This window comes from Halomonas sp. AOP5-B2-8, from assembly GCF_052376475.1.
Taxonomy (GTDB): Bacteria; Pseudomonadota; Gammaproteobacteria; order Pseudomonadales; family Halomonadaceae; genus Vreelandella; species Vreelandella casei.
Window position 1 is genome coordinate 225,999 of record NZ_JBQSVS010000006.1, and the last position, 17,824, is coordinate 243,822.

General features: G+C 49.2%; 15 protein-coding genes. 14 read left to right on the plus strand and 1 reads right to left on the minus strand.

All coding sequences use genetic code 11. The features are described 5' to 3' along the window. The first annotated feature begins 7 nt into the window (after positions 1 to 7). The 3 genes from benC to ACT3RP_RS15365 all read left to right on the plus strand — a co-directional run bounded on the left by benC (position 8) and on the right by ACT3RP_RS15365 (position 3,167). The gene (gene benC / locus ACT3RP_RS15355) at positions 8 to 1,033 is read left to right on the plus strand and encodes a benzoate 1,2-dioxygenase electron transfer component BenC (protein ID WP_483394109.1); all 1,026 of its coding nucleotides are present in this window, start codon (positions 8 to 10) and stop codon (positions 1,031 to 1,033) included. Next, positions 1,030 to 1,830 carry a benzoate diol dehydrogenase BenD gene (benD, locus tag ACT3RP_RS15360; RefSeq protein WP_483394110.1) on the plus strand — a complete coding sequence of 267 codons (801 nt, stop codon included), beginning with the start codon at positions 1,030 to 1,032 and terminating at the stop codon, positions 1,828 to 1,830. The genes benC and benD overlap by 4 nt, the downstream gene beginning before the upstream one ends. Positions 1,831 to 1,922: 92 nt before the next feature. Next, positions 1,923 to 3,167, plus strand: coding sequence for a benzoate/H(+) symporter BenE family transporter (locus tag ACT3RP_RS15365; protein WP_483394111.1), 1,245 nt, complete (start codon positions 1,923 to 1,925; stop codon positions 3,165 to 3,167). A gap of 269 nt (positions 3,168 to 3,436) precedes the next feature. Here the strand turns inward: ACT3RP_RS15365 and ACT3RP_RS15370 are convergent, their stop codons facing one another. After that, positions 3,437 to 4,336, minus strand: a complete 900-nt coding sequence (locus ACT3RP_RS15370) for a LysR family transcriptional regulator (protein WP_483394112.1) — start codon at positions 4,334 to 4,336, stop codon at positions 3,437 to 3,439. Positions 4,337 to 4,452: 116 nt separating this feature from the next. On the opposite strand from ACT3RP_RS15370, the gene mdlC reads away from it, so the two are divergent. From mdlC to ACT3RP_RS15425, 11 genes are all read left to right on the plus strand, one after another. After that, entirely contained in the window at positions 4,453 to 6,048 is a 1,596-nt protein-coding gene (gene mdlC, locus ACT3RP_RS15375) for a benzoylformate decarboxylase (RefSeq protein WP_483394113.1), read from the plus strand. A 2-nt stretch (positions 6,049 to 6,050) separates the two neighbouring features. Continuing rightward, positions 6,051 to 7,193, plus strand: a complete 1,143-nt coding sequence (locus ACT3RP_RS15380) for an alpha-hydroxy-acid oxidizing protein (protein WP_483394114.1) — start codon at positions 6,051 to 6,053, stop codon at positions 7,191 to 7,193. A 21-nt stretch (positions 7,194 to 7,214) separates the two neighbouring features. Continuing rightward, positions 7,215 to 8,366, plus strand: coding sequence for a mandelate racemase/muconate lactonizing enzyme family protein (locus tag ACT3RP_RS15385; RefSeq protein WP_483394115.1), 1,152 nt, complete (start codon positions 7,215 to 7,217; stop codon positions 8,364 to 8,366). A 55-nt stretch (positions 8,367 to 8,421) separates the two neighbouring features. Continuing rightward, positions 8,422 to 9,381 carry a tripartite tricarboxylate transporter substrate binding protein gene (locus tag ACT3RP_RS15390; RefSeq protein ID WP_483394116.1) on the plus strand — a complete coding sequence of 320 codons (960 nt, stop codon included), beginning with the start codon at positions 8,422 to 8,424 and terminating at the stop codon, positions 9,379 to 9,381. Positions 9,382 to 9,461: 80 nt separating this feature from the next. After that, positions 9,462 to 9,935: a tripartite tricarboxylate transporter TctB family protein gene (locus ACT3RP_RS15395; RefSeq protein ID WP_483394117.1), complete on the plus strand. Its 474-nt coding sequence runs from the start codon at positions 9,462 to 9,464 to the stop codon at positions 9,933 to 9,935. A 23-nt stretch (positions 9,936 to 9,958) separates the two neighbouring features. Beyond that, complete coding sequence (locus ACT3RP_RS15400) at positions 9,959 to 11,443, plus strand: tripartite tricarboxylate transporter permease (protein ID WP_483394118.1); 1,485 nt, start codon at positions 9,959 to 9,961, stop codon at positions 11,441 to 11,443. A 35-nt stretch (positions 11,444 to 11,478) separates the two neighbouring features. After that, positions 11,479 to 12,942 (plus strand): benzaldehyde dehydrogenase, encoded by a 1,464-nt coding sequence (locus ACT3RP_RS15405; RefSeq protein ID WP_483394119.1) that lies wholly within the window; start codon positions 11,479 to 11,481, stop codon positions 12,940 to 12,942. Positions 12,943 to 13,575: 633 nt separating this feature from the next. After that, positions 13,576 to 14,550, plus strand: coding sequence for a catechol 1,2-dioxygenase (gene catA, locus ACT3RP_RS15410; protein WP_483394120.1), 975 nt, complete (start codon positions 13,576 to 13,578; stop codon positions 14,548 to 14,550). 89 nt (positions 14,551 to 14,639) lie between these two features. Beyond that, positions 14,640 to 16,007, plus strand: coding sequence for a Rieske 2Fe-2S domain-containing protein (locus ACT3RP_RS15415; protein WP_483394107.1), 1,368 nt, complete (start codon positions 14,640 to 14,642; stop codon positions 16,005 to 16,007). Positions 16,008 to 16,027: 20 nt separating this feature from the next. After that, positions 16,028 to 16,516 carry a benzoate 1,2-dioxygenase small subunit gene (gene benB, locus ACT3RP_RS15420; protein ID WP_483394108.1) on the plus strand — a complete coding sequence of 163 codons (489 nt, stop codon included), beginning with the start codon at positions 16,028 to 16,030 and terminating at the stop codon, positions 16,514 to 16,516. A 78-nt stretch (positions 16,517 to 16,594) separates the two neighbouring features. Then, positions 16,595 to 17,767, plus strand: coding sequence for an ABC transporter substrate-binding protein (locus ACT3RP_RS15425; RefSeq protein WP_483394121.1), 1,173 nt, complete (start codon positions 16,595 to 16,597; stop codon positions 17,765 to 17,767). The last annotated feature ends 57 nt before the right edge of the window (positions 17,768 to 17,824 follow it).

Here is a 17,824-nt window from a genome sequence, read left to right on the forward strand (position 1 = left end):
GTTAACCATGAGTTATACCATTGCCCTCAACTTTGAGGACGGCGTGACCCGGTTCATCGGCTGTAAAGAGGGGGAAACCGTTCTCGACGCCGCTTACCGGCAAAAAGTTAACCTGCCGATGGACTGCTCTGACGGCGTATGTGGTACCTGCAAAGGCCACTGCGAACAGGGTGAATTCGACATGGGTGATGAGTACTTGGAGGATGCACTTTCTGAAGAGGAAGCCGCCGAAGGTCAGGTGCTTACTTGCCAAATGGTGCCTTCTTCGGACTGCGTTATTCAAGTGCCAGTGGCATCCACGCTGTGTAAAACACAGGTGGGCAAGGTTGAGTGCACGGTAGCAGCGGTTGAGCAACTTTCCGAAGATAGTATTGAACTAGCCGTTGATTTGGACGATGCCGAGGGTCTCGCCTTTTTGCCGGGGCAGTACATTCATATTGATGTGCCCGGTACTGAGGTGCACCGCTCCTACTCTTTCAGCTCCTTGCCAGGGGATAAGCGCGCCACTTTTTTAATTCGTAACATTCCCAATGGGGTGATGAGCGGCTATTTAACCGAGCGCGCGACGGTGGGCGAAAAGCTGACGCTGACCGGCCCGCTGGGAGGCTTCTATCTGCGAGAAGTGAAGCGCCCGGTGCTCATGCTGGCTGGAGGCACGGGCTTGGCACCGTTTCTGTCTATGTTGGCACAAATGGCCGATAAGGGCTGTGACGCGCCAATTCATATGATCTACGGCGTCAATAAAGATGGCCACCTAGTCAAAACTGACGATTTAGACGCTTTCGCCGAGAAGCTGCCTAGTTTCACTTACGCTAGCGTAGTAGTCGACCAAGCCAGCAGCCACACACGCAAAGGCTACGTGACCCACCACATGGATGCCAACGTGATGCATGACGGTGATGTCGATGTTTACCTATGCGGCCCGCCACCGATGGTTGATGCCGTCCTGAAGTATTTTGACGCTGAAGGGATCGAGCCGCAGAGCTTCCACTATGAGAAGTTCACCCCCAACCAAGTGGGAGAGTGTGTATGAGCTATCAACGTTTTGACGATCCACGTTTTCAAGATCGGGTAATGATCGTCACCGGGGCTGCTCAAGGGATTGGGCATCGGGTTGCCGAGCGTGCAGCCGCTGAAGGTGCGCGGCTGGTTCTGGTGGACCGCGCTGATGAAATTCACGAGGTTGTGGCTGAGATCAGCAAACAGGGTGGTGAAGTGATCGCAGTGCAAGCCGATTTGGAAACGTGGGATGGCGCGGAGCAAGTGATGCAGGCGACGCTCGCTAAATTCGGACATATCGATATTCTGGTTAACAACGTAGGTGGTGCGATTAACTTCAAGCCATTTACTGAGTTTAGCGAATTGCAAATTGTGGCAGAAATTAACCGCTCCTTGATGCCCACGCTTTGGTGCTGTCGCGCGGCGCTACCAAGCATGGTAGCGCAGGGCAGTGGCGTTATCGTCAATGTCTCTTCAGCGGCGACGCGGGGTATTCACCGTATCCCTTACTCGGCAGCGAAAGGTGGAGTCAATGCGATGACCGCATCGCTAGCGTTCGAGTATGCCGAGCATGGTATCCGGGTAGTCGCAACGGCACCAGGGGGCACCGAAGCACCGCCGCGGCGTATTTCACGAGGAACGCCGGAGCCTAGTAACGAGAACGAAAAGGACTGGTTTCAGGCACATATCGATCAGACCAAGCAGAGCTGCTTAATGAGCCGCTATGGCACGCTAGATGAAATGGTTGCGCCTATTTTGTTTCTTGCTTCCGATGAGGCCAGTTACATTACCGGTAGCGTACTACCTGTTGCCGGCGGAGACCTTGGTTAGCAGTTGGCTGCTTAGCATTGACCTAGATACAGATAATTCTAACTAAAGCATTAATTTATAACTCTAAGCACAATAATCTCCTGGAGCAAACCGTGAAACATATTGAGCAAGGCGTCAGCCTAAGGCATGCGCCCCGCGATTTTCTGCGCGACCTCAATGCTGACAACGCCAGTACAGGCTTAGTCGCGGGAATCTTAGGGCTCAGCGTTGGGGTCGTACACATTAGTGCCGGCACATCTGCCGGCCTAGACTCCTCCTTTATCATGATTTGGGTGATCAGTTATCTGATGATCAATGGCCTGTTTGGCTTGGTCATGCCGGCTTATTATCGATTGCCGCTGCCGATGGCTAACTCTATCCCCGGTGCACTAATGTTCGCTGCAGTCATTCCTGTGGTGGGATTGGAAGCCGCCTTAGGGGCAAGTCTCATTGCCGGGGCTATCGCATTGGTGGCCGGTTTGACAGGTGTGATGGGCATCGTGATGCGCTTAATACCGATGCCGATCGTCATGGGTATGGTGGGTGGCATGCTACTTAGTTTCGGGCTCAACATGGTTAAGCCGCTGGAGAGCGCTATTGTGCCAGCCTCCATTATGATTCTGGCTTTTTTCATCTCCGCGCGGCTCTTTCGTAAGATTCCACCACTGATTGTGGCGATGTTGGCGGGAATTCTGTACCTAATAGCGACCGGCGTTGACCTGTCCGGTATCGAAGCGACCATTCGGTTTCCCGAGTTCATTGTCCCAGAGTTCACTTTAGGCGCTTTGCTAACTTATGGTCTGCCGCTTGCCATCATCCTGATGGGAATGGAGACACCCGCTGGCGTCGGCTTAGTGAAGGGGATGGGTTACAAGGAAGTGCCAGCCAATGGGATAACGGCTGTGGGTGGCCTAGGCACTATCGTGTCAGCCTTTTTCAATTTGCACAGTACCTGTATTGCCGCACCGATGACTGGCATCTGTGCATCACCGGAGGCGGGTACTCACGATAAGCGTTGGGTAGCAGCGGTGATTGCCGGGGCTATCTTTGTGATTGCCGCACCCTTTTATGGCTATGTGATCAGCCTACTTGAGGCCACTCCGCGCTATTTTATTGCCATTATCGCTGGGCTGGCACTTATGCGTGTAATTACCTCGTCGATGGCCATCGCTTTTTCTGGCAAGAAACATGAAATCGGCGCGTTGTTCGCTTTTCTAATTGCCGCTTCCGGCATCCAGATTCTCGGTATTGGCGCTACCTTTTGGGCGTTGGTATTGGGTGTTGTCGTCTCGGCAATATTCGAAACCAAGGACTTTGATCTTATCTTCACCGGTAAGATTGCCAATAAAAGCAGCTGAACTTTCACCAACTCTGCAAATCGATAATAGTTATTCTCCTTGGCTCGTACCTATTTTTGCATTACGGCATTATTGCGAATCGCATCTGATAAAAGTGCCGGAGGGCCTGCTCCAGAAAACATTATACGTTGATTAATTATTTTTACACCTGAGGTGAGATAATGACTTTATGCAGAGCTGGTGGCTATTTAATCACTATCTTGATGTAGGGGGTTTAATAGATAATATATTTTTATATTAAGAGTTTTTTACTTACCAAAAATATGCTTCTATATGTTTAACAGTACGCGGTGAATGGTCTGGGTAAGCCACTGTTGTGCAACTGTATCGTCAAGCTGATTTGTCCAATATACTCCAACTTCAAAAGTTGGTAATTCTATAGGTATGTTCATAACCCTTGTGTCCCCGTTTTTAGCAAACATCCCAGCAACCCTGCTCGGAAGACAAGCAATAACCTCACTGTTAGGTATAATGCTAGGCAACACAGAAAAGTGGGGAATGGTAAGTGATATATGGCGAAAAATTTTCATTTTTTTTAATATATCTTCAACAATTGAGTGTCCTGTAGTGCGTGATACGCATACATGACTTTCATCGAGAAACTGTTCTAATGTAAGTAGTTCACCTATCCGTGGATGGTTTGCACAGACAAGGCAAGTGTAAAGTTCTTCGAAAATAGATAGTGAATTTACTCTTCCCTTGAGAAAGGTTAAATTTCCAATCGCTGCATCGATACGTCCTTTTAATAACCAATCTTCAACCTGATCTACTTCCATAGGAATCACTTCAATAGAAATGCTAGGCGCTATATCCCGGAAGTTTTGCATTAAAATAGGAAGGAGAAATACCTCTCCTAAATCTGATAATGCAATTCTGAATGTTCGTTGAGAAAGTAGGGGGTTAAACTCTCTGGTTGATGCAATTGCTAGTTCGATATTCATTAAAGATGTACGAAAAGTGTCGTAAAGTTTATCTGCCGAAAAGGTGGGTTGCATTCCATCTCGTGTTCGATGAAACAAAGGATCGTTCAGAAGAGCGCGAAGTCGGGATAGTGAATAGCTGATTGATGGCTGTGTTAGATGCACTCTTTTTGCGGCTCCACTTACACTGCCAGTCTCATATATAGCTAAAAATATTTTAATGAGATTTAAGTCGACTTTGGGGTTCATTACGACCTGCCTTCTGTATAGATAGTATCTATATAAAGTAGCAAAAAGTATTGATTTGTTCAAATAAATAACCAGTGATATGTTTGAGTTAAACAAAATAAATGAGATTTATCCTAGTGGAAAAAACATCATATCCAACTGTAAAAGATGCTGTTTATCAAATTCTTAGAGAACACGGAGTTAGCAAGGTATTTGGTAATCCTGGTTCCAATGAGCTTAGTTTTCTCAAAGATTTCCCAGCCGATTTTGAGTACATTTTGTGCCTGCATGAAGGCGTCGCAATAGGTATGGCTGAAGGCTACGCTCAGGCCACAGGATTGCCAGGATTCGTTAACTTGCATGCCGCGGCGGGTACTGGGAATGCTATGGGTGCTTTAAGCAACTCAGTGAATTCACATGCCCCACTCGTGGTTACCGCTGGTCAACAGGCTCGAACGATGGTTTATTCCGACCCGTTGCTGAAGAATTCGAGTGCGATCATGTTGCCAATGCCACTAGTGAAGGGCAGCTATGAACCCCTTAGTGCCCAAGAAGTGCCCCATGCCATTAGTCGTGCACTGCACTGCGCTATGTCCCCGGCTAAGGGCCCTGTTTATGTCTCTATTCCCTATGACGATTGGGACCAACACATCGCGCATGATGCCCTTCACCTAGCTAAACGTAAGGTTGTCCATTTTGGCGCCCCTCGTATAGACGAGATTCAGCCGTTATTGCAAGCGCTGGATCAAGCCTCCAATCCCGTGCTAGTACTCGGGCCTGAAGTAGACGCACAGCGTTGTAATAACAAAGCTGCTCTGCTCGCTGACAAACTACACGCCCCAGTTTGGGTGGCGCCATCTGCGCCTCGCTGCCCGTTCCCAACTAATCATCACTGTTTCGCAGGAATACTCCCTGCCGGTGAAGCGAGCCTTGCAAATAAGCTACATGGACACGACCTGATTGTAGTCCTTGGGGGCCCAGTTTTTCGTTATCATCAGAATGACCCTGGCGACCTGCTTCCAGAAGGTGCGAGCTTGTTCTTGGTGACTGGCGATGCGCAAGAAGCAGCCAGGTCACCGGTTGGCGATGCCATTGTGGCTAATGTTGATGCCGTACTGTCTTGCCTTTTAGAAAGTACGAGAGAGCGATCAAGTAACTGCCCTGATTTTCGCAGGACTATTAAGCGTCTTGAGGTTAATCACAGCCAGCTTGACGCTTGCGCTATCTTCGACATAGTGGATGCTATGGCACCTAGCAATACTGTCTACTTAAATGAAGCCACATCTACTATTGCCACATTATGGGAAAGAGTCAGCATGACGGAACCTGGTAGCTACTACTTTGCGGCTGCTGGAGGTCTAGGTTTTGCTATGCCTGCTGCCCTCGGCGTAAAACTGGCAAACCCGAGACGACCAGTCGTTGCCTTCATCGGGGATGGCTCCGCCCACTACAGCATAACGTCGCTGTGGACAGCGGCAAGATATCAGATTCCCGTTATCTTCGTCATCATCAATAACAGTGGATACGGCGCGCTGAAGTGGTTCAGCCAACAATTTAAGACTCAAAATGTACCTGGCATCGAAATAGATGGTGTCGACTTCGTGCGACTGGCAGAGGGGTACGGCATTGAGGCTCATAAGGTCTCAACCCGCATAGAATTCTCCCAAGTTTTCGACAACGCTATTACAGGTAATGTGCCTGTACTCATCGAAGCTACGATTGAGAGAGTTTAAGAATGTCTCGCCTAAATAAAATTCACAACATAAAAGGCATGCGTCGGGCGGCCCAGGCTCGTCTTCCTAAGATTGTCTTTGATTATCTTGAGGGTGGGGCAGAAGATGAATGCGATCTAACTGAAAATAACATCAGTTATGACCGGTGGAAGTTCAAGCCCCGCCGCTTAGTCGATCTTTCCACGGTTGACCCAACGACGACAATTCTAGGTAGTCCGGCGTCGTTTCCTGGTGTAGTCGCCCCGACAGGCCTGAATTCATTATTTTGGCCAAATGGTGATATCGCTCTGGCTCGTGCTGCCGCTCGTGTGGGTATTCCCTTTGTGTTATCCACAGCGTCAAATGACTCGCTTGAAACTGTCGCAGCGCAAGCCGATGGAGAGCACTGGTTTCAGCTCTATGTAATTGAGAAGACACTAGCAACGAGCTTGGTTAAACGAGCCAAAAATTTGGATTACAGTAAGCTGATTATTACGACAGATGTCGTATTTAACGGTAAGCGTGAAAGGGACCTAAAGAATGGCTTTGGTTTACCTATGCGCTACAATCTAAAAACGATTTTCGATGGTATCACCCACCCGGCTTGGGCGATGGATTACTTAAAACATGGTACTCCTAAGCTTGGCAACTTATCCAATGAAGAGCTTTCTCCTGAGGCACGGGCTGCTTTACTTCGTCGATCTATGGATGCCGCTTTTACCTGGAATGATCTAGCGACGATCCGCGATTTGTGGCCCGGCCAAATCATTTTAAAGGGTATATTACACCAGGAAGATATTGAAAAATGCCAGCAATATGGCATTGATGGAGTCGTTCTTTCAAATCATGGTGGACGGCAGCTAGATACAACGATAAGCCCTGTGGATGCACTTGCAAAAATAAGCTCGCAAACCCTTGATAGGCATATTTTAGTGGATGGCGGGATCCGTCGAGGAAGAGATATTGCCAAAGCTAAAGCGCTTGGGGCGTCCTCGGTATTAATTGGACGTGCTGTTCTTTACGGACTCGCTGCGGCAGGCGAGGAGGGCGCGTTTAAAGCGCTGACTATTCTCAAGGAGGAGTTTGAAGGATGTATGAAGCAATTGGGTTGCTCCACCGTGAATCAGTTAAACAGCGATTTAGTTGAACATGCCTCTCAACAATAAAGCAGTAGGAGTATTTAATTTATGAAAATTGTAGATGTCAAAGCGACGGCGGTTAATGTGCCGGCAGAGTTTTCTTCCTGTGGCAAAACTAAAACAGCCACACTAGGCATTTGCGTGGTGGAGGTGACTACGGATGATGGCCTAGTCGGCGTGGGTATGACGGCTATTACGGAAGAAGAAGTCATCGCATTTACCATCAACAATATTATTGCACCTGCAATAATCGGTGAAGATCCACTTTGTACAGATAGAGTCTGGAATAAGTTATATTGGCTGCTAACACCGCGTGGCCAATCAGGTTATGCCTGCCATGCGATAGCAGCTGTGGACATTGCATTATGGGATATCAAGGGCCAAGCGCTAAGCCAGCCAATCTGGAAGCTATTAGGAGGCGCCCGGGACAAAGTTATCACCTACGCGACCATCGGTTTTGACTTCTTTGATAATGATCAGTTGGGAGAGGTCGCAAAAACGTGGCAGTCAAAAGGATTTAACAAGTTTAAAATGGTCGTGGGCCATAATGCACTTAAACGCCGCGACGAGCCCAGGCCGGTATTAGAAGCCGTTCGTAACGATGTCCGTCGAGTCGAAATCCTCAGGGAAACAATAGGCGAAGAGGCTGAGATTTTCATTGATGCCAACTGTAACCTTGACCCTTATCACGCCGCTTGGTTGGCTGAACGGGTTGAAGAGTACAATATATCTTTCTTTGAAGAGCCGTTAATCGGTAATGATCCCCAGCAGCTAAACCAACTGCGTTCTCGAACTCGCATTCCATTAGCCGGCGGTCAGAATGAAGGACAGTCGTCAAAATTTAAGCAGCTGCTGCTAAACGACTCTCTAGATATTCTGCAGCCCAATGTAGCCATTAGTGGTGGCTATACACAGTGTGCCAAGATTGCGGGTATGGCGGAAGCGTTTAACACCGGTATAGACAATGGGGGCGCATGGCCTTTCCATAATCTTCATCTACATGCTGGTGTAAGAAACGGTGGAATGGTCGAATACCATATTTTCGCCGTCAAATGTTTGGAACAAATTTTCACTGGTTTACCAAAACCGGAGAACGGTTTCCTGCACGCTCCCAGTGGGCCAGGTCTTGGCTTTACATTAAAGCAAGATGCATTAAAAGAACTTGCCCAGATGCCGACTTCACGAGGAATGGGAAAGTAATTACTAAGCGTTAGCCCGCACTGGATAATCATTCAATAATAATAGGAAAATAATTATGAAGCCTCTTATGACTGCTCTCTTAACAACGGTAGCGATGACAACCGCCTCTACAGGACTCGCAGCGGAAAGTTATCCAGCCCAACCTATCCGGCTGATTGTTCCTTTTGGCGCGGGTGGTGGAACTGATGGTTTGGCTCGTGCTATTCAGCTATTTGCTAATAACAATAATCTGCTCCCAGAGCCCATTGTGGTGGTCAATGCCCCAGGGGCGGGTGGCGCCGTGGGTACGCGACAGTTGTTAGCATCGGACCCTAACGGCTACACCATTTTGCAAATACACCAAGAAATGTTCGCTGCGTCCGCCATTGAGCGTGTCAATTACACGCCAGAAGATTTTGAACCCATCATACAAGTTAGCGAAGCTTGTATGTTTGTTGCGGTTAATGAGGACTCTCCCTATACCAATCTAGATGAGATGTTCAGTGATATTAACGAGAATCCTGGCGATTTCCGTCAGGCGGACGATATTGGCGGAGCTACTCACTTTCCTTCCGCACAGCTGATGAATGCAGCAGGCGTTCAGTGGCCGATTGTTCCAGCCGGCGCAACGTCAGCCCGTTTTACCTCATTGCAAGGTGGCTTTACACAAATGGCGTTGCTCTCCCCTCTATGGTTAGAGCGGGCGGCGGGGAAAATACGGCCCCTTGCGGTATTAGGGGATGAGCGTTATGACTTTGCGCCAGATTTGCCAACGGCCAAAGAGCAAGGATATGACGTAACCGCTTGCTTAAACAGACGTTACTGGGCACCTTCGGGCACCCCACAAGCACATGTTGACATATTGGCGGATACCATTGAAGCAGCAGCCAACAGCGAAGAAGTGCAGGCATATCTAGCAGAGTCTGGTGAAGTATTAAAAATTGTTAGGGGTGAAGAACTCAGAGATCTTATCGATAACGAGTATGCGTCATTTGTGGAAGTAGCAGATGCTGTAAAAGGTAGCTTGTCCAATTAACTAGTAATAAGTAATAAGTGGAAAGTGGAAGTAGGTATACACCTATTTCCGCTTTATGGCACAACCCTTTGGAGAGCCCAATGATCACTATATTCAGGCTCCGATATGAAATAAGTTTTTTAGTCCTATCGTTAACGATAGGCGTATTAATTTTAATTGGCGCAAGAGGGCTTCCGGAGCCCACGTACGAGCCTATGGGAGCTGCTGCTTTTCCAAGTGGTATAGCCTTTATTACTATCTTTCTAGTTGTTTTTAAAGTGTTACGGATCTTTGCTGAAAAGGAAAAAAAATTAATTGTTGAGGATGATGAAGAAAGTCAGTTTAGCTTGCTAAAATCTTTTGGTATGCTGCTTATTTTTATCATTTTTGTGGTCTTAGTTTGTTTTTTTAACATTAGATTTTGGATAAGTGCATTTCTGTTTATGTTGTTGGCAATAGCCTTTCTTAAAAAGCCTAGCAGCTTAAGAAACTTTGCTATTCAGAGCGTGGTTATAATGGCTTTCTCGCTCATGTTGGATTACGTCGTGACCGAGATTTTGTATTTCAGCTTTTGATGTTATTTTAATAGGCGGTAATTATGATTGGCGCATATCTTGAAGTCTTTTCTCTATCGGGAATAATGTGGGTGCTTATTGGCACTGTAGTGGGAATATTAATCGGCTCAATACCAGGCTTGTCGGGTGCGATGGTGATCGCTTTAGCACTGCCAATGACTTATTACATGCAAGCAACAGATGCCCTTATACTGCTGGTTGCCATGTACATTGGTTCAACAACAGGGGGGTTGATCAGTGCCACCTTGATGCGAATGCCAGGCACTGAATCGGCCATAATGACGACGCTAGATGGTTTCCCCATGGCGCAACGAGGCGAGCCGGCACGTGCTTTGGGACTTGGCGTTATCGCTTCTTTTATAGGTGGTATGTTCGCATGGCTGGTGTTAACGACGTTATCGCCACTGCTTTCGACCTTAGCAGTTCGGTTCGGCCCTTATGAAATTTTTTCCATGACCGTGGTGGCTCTTACACTCATTGCTGCTATTTCTAAAGGAAGTTTCATGAATGGGCTTCTTGCCGCCGCGCTGGGTGCTTTGTTTGCGCTACCTGGTATTGATCCTATCTCAGGGTCGTTAAGGCTGACGTTTGGCGTCGCAGAATTAGACAATGGCTTTAATTTATTACCCGTTATGTTGGGTCTTTTAGTTCTGGGCCAAGTGTTGATCGATAGCGGTAATAAAAGTAACAGTATTACCCAAAAGAAAAGTAGCTCTAAGAAGGTAACCTTTAGCGCCAAAGACTTTAAAGAAAATCGATGGAATTTTTTAAGATCTTCCATTATTGGCACCTGGATCGGTATTCTTCCGGGAATTGGGGGTACGACTGCCTCAATTGCTTCCTATTCTGTAGCTAAAGGATTTTCAAAGAATCCCTCAAAGTTTGGCAGTGGTTGCAGTGAAGGTATTGTCGCCGCTGAGTCGGCTAATAATGCCGGAACTGTAGGGTCTTTGGTGCCGCTTATTACACTAGGGATACCTGGTTCAGTGGTGACCGCTATTCTTTTAGGTGCGATGGTAATGCACAATTTGAATCCTGGACCTCTCCTGTTTGTCCAAAATCCGGGGGTCGCCTATACCATTATTGCAGGAGTGCTGTCAGCCAATATCATCATGTTAGTGGTTATGTGGTTTGCTACTCCATTGATTTCTCGGATGATGTATGTTGATAAAGCTTGGCTTTTACCTCCAATTATTATCTTCTGCTTTATCGGTGCCTACTCAGTATCAGGCCGATTTTTTGATGTTTTAGCGATGAGCGGGTTTGCCTGTTTAGGTTATATTCTGGTTCGCGCAAAAGTTCCACTTGGCCCATTAATCATTGCTTTCATTTTGACACCAATGGCTGAAGAGAGTCTACGCAGCGGGTTAGTGGTATATGGCAATAGCTATTTACCTCTGCTGACGCGACCAATACCACTGTTTTTTATCGCTATCTCGATTATCACTGCGGTATGGGCAGTTTGGTCTGAAATTGGTCAAACTCGAAGAGAAAAACAAACACTTTAATCTATTACTAATAAAAATTAGAAGGAGAAAATATAATGAGTAAGTTCTTTTGCACAGAAATGTTCAGTAATAAGGTCTACTTAAATGAGTGGTGTGAATCCACAGGAGGCGCCAGTGACGTTGTTGAGCCAGCAACAGGCCATGTTTTAGCTAAGATTGCGCTAGGGAGTGGTGATGACATTCGCTCAGCTGTTACGGAAGCAAAGAAGCAGCAACCCCATTGGGCTAAACTACCATTTGATCAGCGAGGCAAGATTTTACGCCGAGCAGCAGAACTGATTCTCCAGCACAAAGATACGTTTATCGAGTGGAATATTCGAGAGTGTGGCTCTATTGCTCCCAAGGCCGAAGCTGAGCTGTATGCTGCCCACGAGCAACTGAACATGGCGGCTGCAATGACGATGCAGCCCGACGGTATCACATTGCCCTCTACTGTCGCCGGTCGACGCAATACTTGTCGACGTGTCCCGTTGGGAGTAGTGGGAGTTATCACACCCTGGAATTTCCCGTTGCTGTTGGCTATGCGTTCTGTGGCCCCAGCTCTAGCCGTGGGTAATAGCGTTGTCCTAAAACCGGACCCTCAGAGCGCAGTAACTGGCGGCCTACTTATTGCCAGGCTTTTCGAGGAGGCTGGTCTTCCCGCTGGTATTTTACACGTACTTCCAGGCGGTGCTGAGGCTGGAGAAGCTTTGGTGGAGCATCCGATGACCGCTATGATTTCTTTCACCGGTTCAACCAACGTGGGTAAAAAGATAGGTAGAACTTGTGGAGAGTTACTCAAAAAGTCCGCTTTGGAATTGGGGGGAAACAACGCATTTATTGTGCTTGATGATGCAGATATAGAAGCAGCGGCATCACATGGGGCGTGGGGAGCCTATCTCCATCAGGGCCAAATTTGCATGCAGTCTGGCAGACACTTCGTTCATCACAGTGTTGCCGAAGAATATATCAGCAGATTAGCCGAACGTGCCGAGCGACTTAGGGTCGCAGATCCCTATCTTGGTGCCTCGGATATTGGCCCTTTAATTAACGCAAGTCAGCTTGCAAAAATTAATAAGATTATTGCTGAAACTCTAGATGCTGGCGCTAAGTTAGTCACCGGTGGCCACAGCCATGATCAGTTTTATCGGCCCACTGTGTTGAGTAATGTGCGTATCGATATGCCTGCTTGCCAGCAGGAGTTATTCGGCCCGGTGGCGCCAGTGATTACTTTCTCTAGCGAAGATGAACTGGTAGAGATGATAGCTGCTTCACCCTACGGGCTGGCAGCCGGTATTCACTCACGCTCCATCGGTCGCGCTATGAAGCTTGCCGAGAGAATCCCCGCTGGCATGATCCATGTTAACGACCAAACCGTTAACAATGAGTTTCACGTTCCCTTTGGGGGCTTCGGGGACTCTGGGAATTCAGGTCGTTTCGGCGGCCCTGCTAATTTAGAAGAGTTCACGAAATCCCAATGGGTAAGCGTAATAGACACCCCGGTTTGCTACCCTTTCTAAGCACAACAGTAAAAACGAAGAGGCCACAACGCTTTCTTTAAGAGGTTGTGGTCTTTTTTAATAAGCTGCTGTCCCCGTCTGTCAAGCATACGCCTCGCTGAGACTCCCAAGTGGTTTGCTGCGGGAAGCCGTTGCCTCCTTGCACCGTTCCTGCTTTTCTTTGTATGGGTTTTTTGTGCATGCCTGCTTTCCACAGTCCCTTTATCCTTTTGTCGCAAGTTGAAATCAATTGATACTCCTTTGAAGCAGAACAGATGAACGTTATGCCTCTCGAGAGCCGTTATATCGGTTTAAAGGATAAGTGAATGATGAGGCTGTCTGGAGAACGCTAGCAGGCTCATCATTGTTTTTGTATTTTTTTCTTTTTAAAACATTTAATTATAATTTTTATGGCAGTATCTCTTTGGGATCGGAAAGGAAAGACATAAGCTCATTTGAGATACCTATGAAGTATGGACAGGAACTCAAACGATATTGGTCGAGTAGCTGTGACCTGATTGATATTAATAGCGAGCACAACAACAACCGTCGTCCTTTGGCCCTAGATAGACGTAATCCAATCTTCCTCTGAATGCACTAACGCTATCGCCGGGCATCAAGACAACGATAAAAAACCAACGATAGGGTTTCACCATGACCGTGAAGATATTCGACACTCCCGACGTCCAAGATTTCCTAAAAGCTGTTGCCGGCTTTGATCAGACCGATGGCAATGAGCGCGCCAAGCAGATTGTGCATCGCCTAGTCGGCGACCTGTTCAAGCTGATCGATGATTTTGATGTCACTGAGGAAGAGTACTGGGCAGCCGTCAACCTGCTCAATGCCGTGGGTAGCCAGACCCAGTTCGGCCTACTCTCCCCCGGCCTTGGTTTTGACCACTACCTCGATATGCGCCAAGACGCCATTGATGCCGAAGCCAAGCGGATTGGTGGCACGCCGCGTACCATCGAAGGACCGTTGTATGTGGCGGGTGCCCCCGAAGCGGACGGCTTTAGCCGGATGGACGATGGCCAAGACCCGGATGGCGAGACCATGTGGCTGACCGGCCAAGTGCGCGATGTGGACGGTGCGACGATTGTGGGTGCCAAAGTCGAGATCTGGCACACCAATTCGAAAGGCGGCTACTCCTTCTTTGACCCCTCACAGTCCGACTACAACCTGCGCCGCACGATCTACACCGACAGCGATGGCCGTTACACGGCGCGCAGCATTATCCCCTCCGGCTATGGGGTGCCTGAAGGCGCGCCCACGGATGTGATACTGAAGTCGCTAGGTCGCCACGGCGAACGCCCGGCGCATATTCACTACTTCGTCTCCGCTCCAGGCCACCAGCACCTGACCACCCAGATCAACCTGGCCGGTGATCCCTATACCTATGACGACTTTGCCTTCGCTACCCGTGAAGAGCTGGTCGTGGAAAGCAAGCGCATTGAAGACCCCGCAGAGATCGCCAAGCGCGACCTGGACGGCCCCTACTCCGACGTGGTTTTCGACGTCGAACTGGCCAAAACCGAAGCCCTCGAGCTCCAAGTGCGTCACGTCCGCCCACGGGCTAAAGAAGACGAACAGGATCTTGCCAGCCCGCCCGCCGGTACCACCAAGATATAACCCTTACGCCTTGATAAAGGTGGGCCTTCCCCTTGGCCCACTGTAGCGAAAACTTACAGCACGACATAATAAATACGAGGAGAGAGATCATGACCACACGGCTTGATCAGCTCGAAGCCCGCGTCCGCGGCGCCGTCCAAGACGACCCTGACCAGGGCATCTTCCGCTGCCACCGCAGCATGTTTACCGACCCCGCCTTCTTCGAACTTGAGTTAAAGCACATCTTCGAAGGCAACTGGGTGTTTTTAGCGCACGAAAGCCAGGTTGCCGAACCGGGTGATTACTTCACCACCACCGTTGGCCGCCAGCCAATTGTGATTACCCGGGATAAGCAGGGGGAACTGCATGGCCTGATTAACGCCTGTGCTCACCGGGGCGCTACTCTATGTCGGCGAAAGCGTGGCAATAAGGGCACCTTCACCTGTCCGTTCCACGGCTGGACGTTTAAAAACGACGGCCAATTACTCAAAGCCAAAAACGAAAAGGTCGGCGCCTACCCCGACAACTTTAAGCAAGAGGGCTCTCACAACCTCAAGCGGCTGCCGCGCTTTGAAAACTACAAAGGCTTCCTGTTCGGCAGTCTGAGCGACGATGTACAACCGCTGGAACAACACCTGGGTGAAACCACCAAGATGATCGACAACATTGTCGACCAAGCCCCCGACGGTCTGGAAATCCTGCGCGGAACCTCATCCTATACCTATAACGGTAATTGGAAGCTGCAGGCCGAAAACGGCGCTGACGGCTATCACGTCAGCTCCGTTCACTGGAACTACGCCTCCACCATGGAGCGCCGCAACTACGACGCGGGCGGTACTAAATCCGTGGACGCCGATGGCTGGTCCAAGAGCAAAGGCGGTTTCTACTCCTACGAAAACGGCCACGTGATGTTGTGGACGCGGCTGCTCAACCCTGAAGTGCGCCCTGTTTACCAGCACAAAGACTGGATTGAGGAGCATCTGGGTGACGCGCGAGCTGACTCCATCGTTAATCAGACGCGCAACCTTTGTCTCTATCCCAACGTCTACCTGATGGACCAGTTCTCCACGCAAATCCGCGTGCTGCGCCCCATCGCCGTGGATAAAACCGAAGTCACCATTTACTGCTTCGCTCCTAAAGGGGAGTCCGCTGAAGACCGGCGTGTACGCATCCGCCAGTACGAAGACTTCTTCAACGTCTCTGGCATGGGTACCCCCGACGATCTGGAAGAGTTCCGCGCCTGTCAAGAAGGCTACAACGGCGCGCTAGCCGAATGGAACGATCTCTCCCGTGGGGCCAAACAATGGATCGAAGGCGCTGATGAAAATGCCCAAGCGATCGACATGAAACCCCTGCTCAGTGGCGCCTCTCCGGAAGATGAAGGCCTTTACGTGATGCATCACAAACACTGGGTCGAGGAAATGCTGCGTGCCATCGACAACGAGCGTCGCCAGTTCATTGCGACTGCGTCTGCCTAAGACCGAAGGGGAGAACTGACATGAGCATCACCTACCATGAACTCCAAACCTTTTTGTACCGCGAAGGTCGCCTGCTAGATGACCGCGAGTGGGATGAGTGGCTCACGCTGTACCGCAAAGACGCCGAGTTCTGGATGCCTGCCTGGGACGACGATGACCAGCTAACTCAAGACCCGCACAGTGAGATCTCGCTGATCTACTATCCCAACCGCGAAGGGCTAGAAGATCGGGTTTACCGGATCAAGACCGAGCGCAGCGGGGCGAGCACGCCTGAGCCGCGCACCACACATCAGGTGAACAACCTCGAGATCCTGTCGCAAGACGGCGACACGGTGGAGTTACGTTTTAACTGGCACACGCTCAACCACCGTTACAAGAAGACCGACAGCTTCTTTGGTACATGCTTTTACACCCTGGACGTATCGGGCGAAGTCCCGCTGATCACAAGAAAAGTCGTGCAGTTGAATAACGACTATATCCATCAGGTTATCGACGTGTATCACGTGTAATAGATAGAGGTGAGACAGGGACGTCGCTTACTGCGGTACTAATATAGCCAACAACAACTCAACCCTGGCGAAACTATAATGAAAACATTTAACAAGGCCTCTCTAGCGATGTTTCTTAGTACCACTGCCATGCTGTCAGCAGGAGGTGTCGTCGCCAATGAAGATCCAGTGAAACTTGGCTTGATGCTTCCTTATTCAGGTACTTACACCGCGCTTGGAGAGGCCATCACTAACGGCCTGAAACTGGCCATCGAACAAGAGGACGGTCAACTGGGTGGCCGTAATGTGGAATACATTGAACTAGATTCGGAAGCTGATCCATCTAAAGCGCCTCAGAACATGAGCCGTTTAGTCAATGGCGACAATGTTGATTTTGTGATTGGCCCCGTACACTCCGGCGTTGCCATGGGCATGCTGCGAGTGGCTAAACAGACCGGTGCGATCACTATCATTCCGAACGCGGGCCTGGGAGCCGCTACTAATCAACTCTGCATGCCTAATGTATTTCGAACATCGTTCAGTATGTGGCAAGACAGCTACCCGATGGGCAAAGTGGCCTACGATCAAGGGCATCGAAAGATTGTAACCATCACCTGGGATTACGCTGGCGGAAAGGAAGATCTCGCTGGTTTTGAGGAGGCCTTTACCGCTGAGGGTGGTGAGATCGTTGAACAAATTCTAGTGCCATTCCCCAGTACTGAATTTCAGAGTTACTTGACGCAAATTGCCAGCCTTGAGCCGGACGCTGTTTATACTTTCTTCGCGGGCGGTGGTGGTGTCAGTTTTGTTCGGGATTATGCTTCAGCAGGCCTGAAAGAAAGCATACCACTGCTAGGCTCAGGCTTCCTTACCGAAGGTAATTTATCCGCTTTAGGTGATTCAGGCGAAGGGGTTATGACTACGCTGCACTACGCCGAAACCCTTGAAAATGAACAGAATCAAACATTCGTTTCAGCCTACGTAAATGCTTACGGTGAAATGCCTGATACCTATGCAGTACAGGGCTACGACACCGGGATGATGTTGGTTCAGGCACTCTCCGTTCTCGAGGGGGATACCTCAGATCAAGAGCGCTTGATTGATGCATTAGCCAATGTTGAATTAGCGAGCCCGCGTGGGCCCTTGAGCTTCTCCGACTCTCACCACCCTATTCAAAATGTGTATCTACGCGAGATTCGCGATGGTAAGCACGAAGTTGTCAGCATCGCTTCCGAGAATCTAGAAGTACCTGACGAAGCCTGCCAGATGTAGCCACATCTGTATGTACTCTGGGGCGGGCGTGACCCGCGCCTAACTCTGATTCTCGGA

Coding starts and splice junctions, on each gene's coding strand:
- ACT3RP_RS15395 (WP_483394117.1), top strand. CDS start 9,462: ATGATCACTATATTCAGGCTCCGATATGAAATAAGTTTTTTAGTCCTA.
- ACT3RP_RS15390 (WP_483394116.1), top strand. CDS start 8,422: ATGAAGCCTCTTATGACTGCTCTCTTAACAACGGTAGCGATGACAACC.
- ACT3RP_RS15385 (WP_483394115.1), top strand. CDS start 7,215: ATGAAAATTGTAGATGTCAAAGCGACGGCGGTTAATGTGCCGGCAGAG.
- benD (WP_483394110.1), top strand. CDS start 1,030: ATGAGCTATCAACGTTTTGACGATCCACGTTTTCAAGATCGGGTAATG.
- benB (WP_483394108.1), top strand. CDS start 16,028: ATGAGCATCACCTACCATGAACTCCAAACCTTTTTGTACCGCGAAGGT.
- ACT3RP_RS15405 (WP_483394119.1), top strand. CDS start 11,479: ATGAGTAAGTTCTTTTGCACAGAAATGTTCAGTAATAAGGTCTACTTA.
- catA (WP_483394120.1), top strand. CDS start 13,576: ATGACCGTGAAGATATTCGACACTCCCGACGTCCAAGATTTCCTAAAA.
- ACT3RP_RS15370 (WP_483394112.1), bottom strand. CDS start 4,336: ATGAACCCCAAAGTCGACTTAAATCTCATTAAAATATTTTTAGCTATA.
- ACT3RP_RS15380 (WP_483394114.1), top strand. CDS start 6,051: ATGTCTCGCCTAAATAAAATTCACAACATAAAAGGCATGCGTCGGGCG.
- benC (WP_483394109.1), top strand. CDS start 8: ATGAGTTATACCATTGCCCTCAACTTTGAGGACGGCGTGACCCGGTTC.
- ACT3RP_RS15400 (WP_483394118.1), top strand. CDS start 9,959: ATGATTGGCGCATATCTTGAAGTCTTTTCTCTATCGGGAATAATGTGG.
- ACT3RP_RS15415 (WP_483394107.1), top strand. CDS start 14,640: ATGACCACACGGCTTGATCAGCTCGAAGCCCGCGTCCGCGGCGCCGTC.
- ACT3RP_RS15425 (WP_483394121.1), top strand. CDS start 16,595: ATGAAAACATTTAACAAGGCCTCTCTAGCGATGTTTCTTAGTACCACT.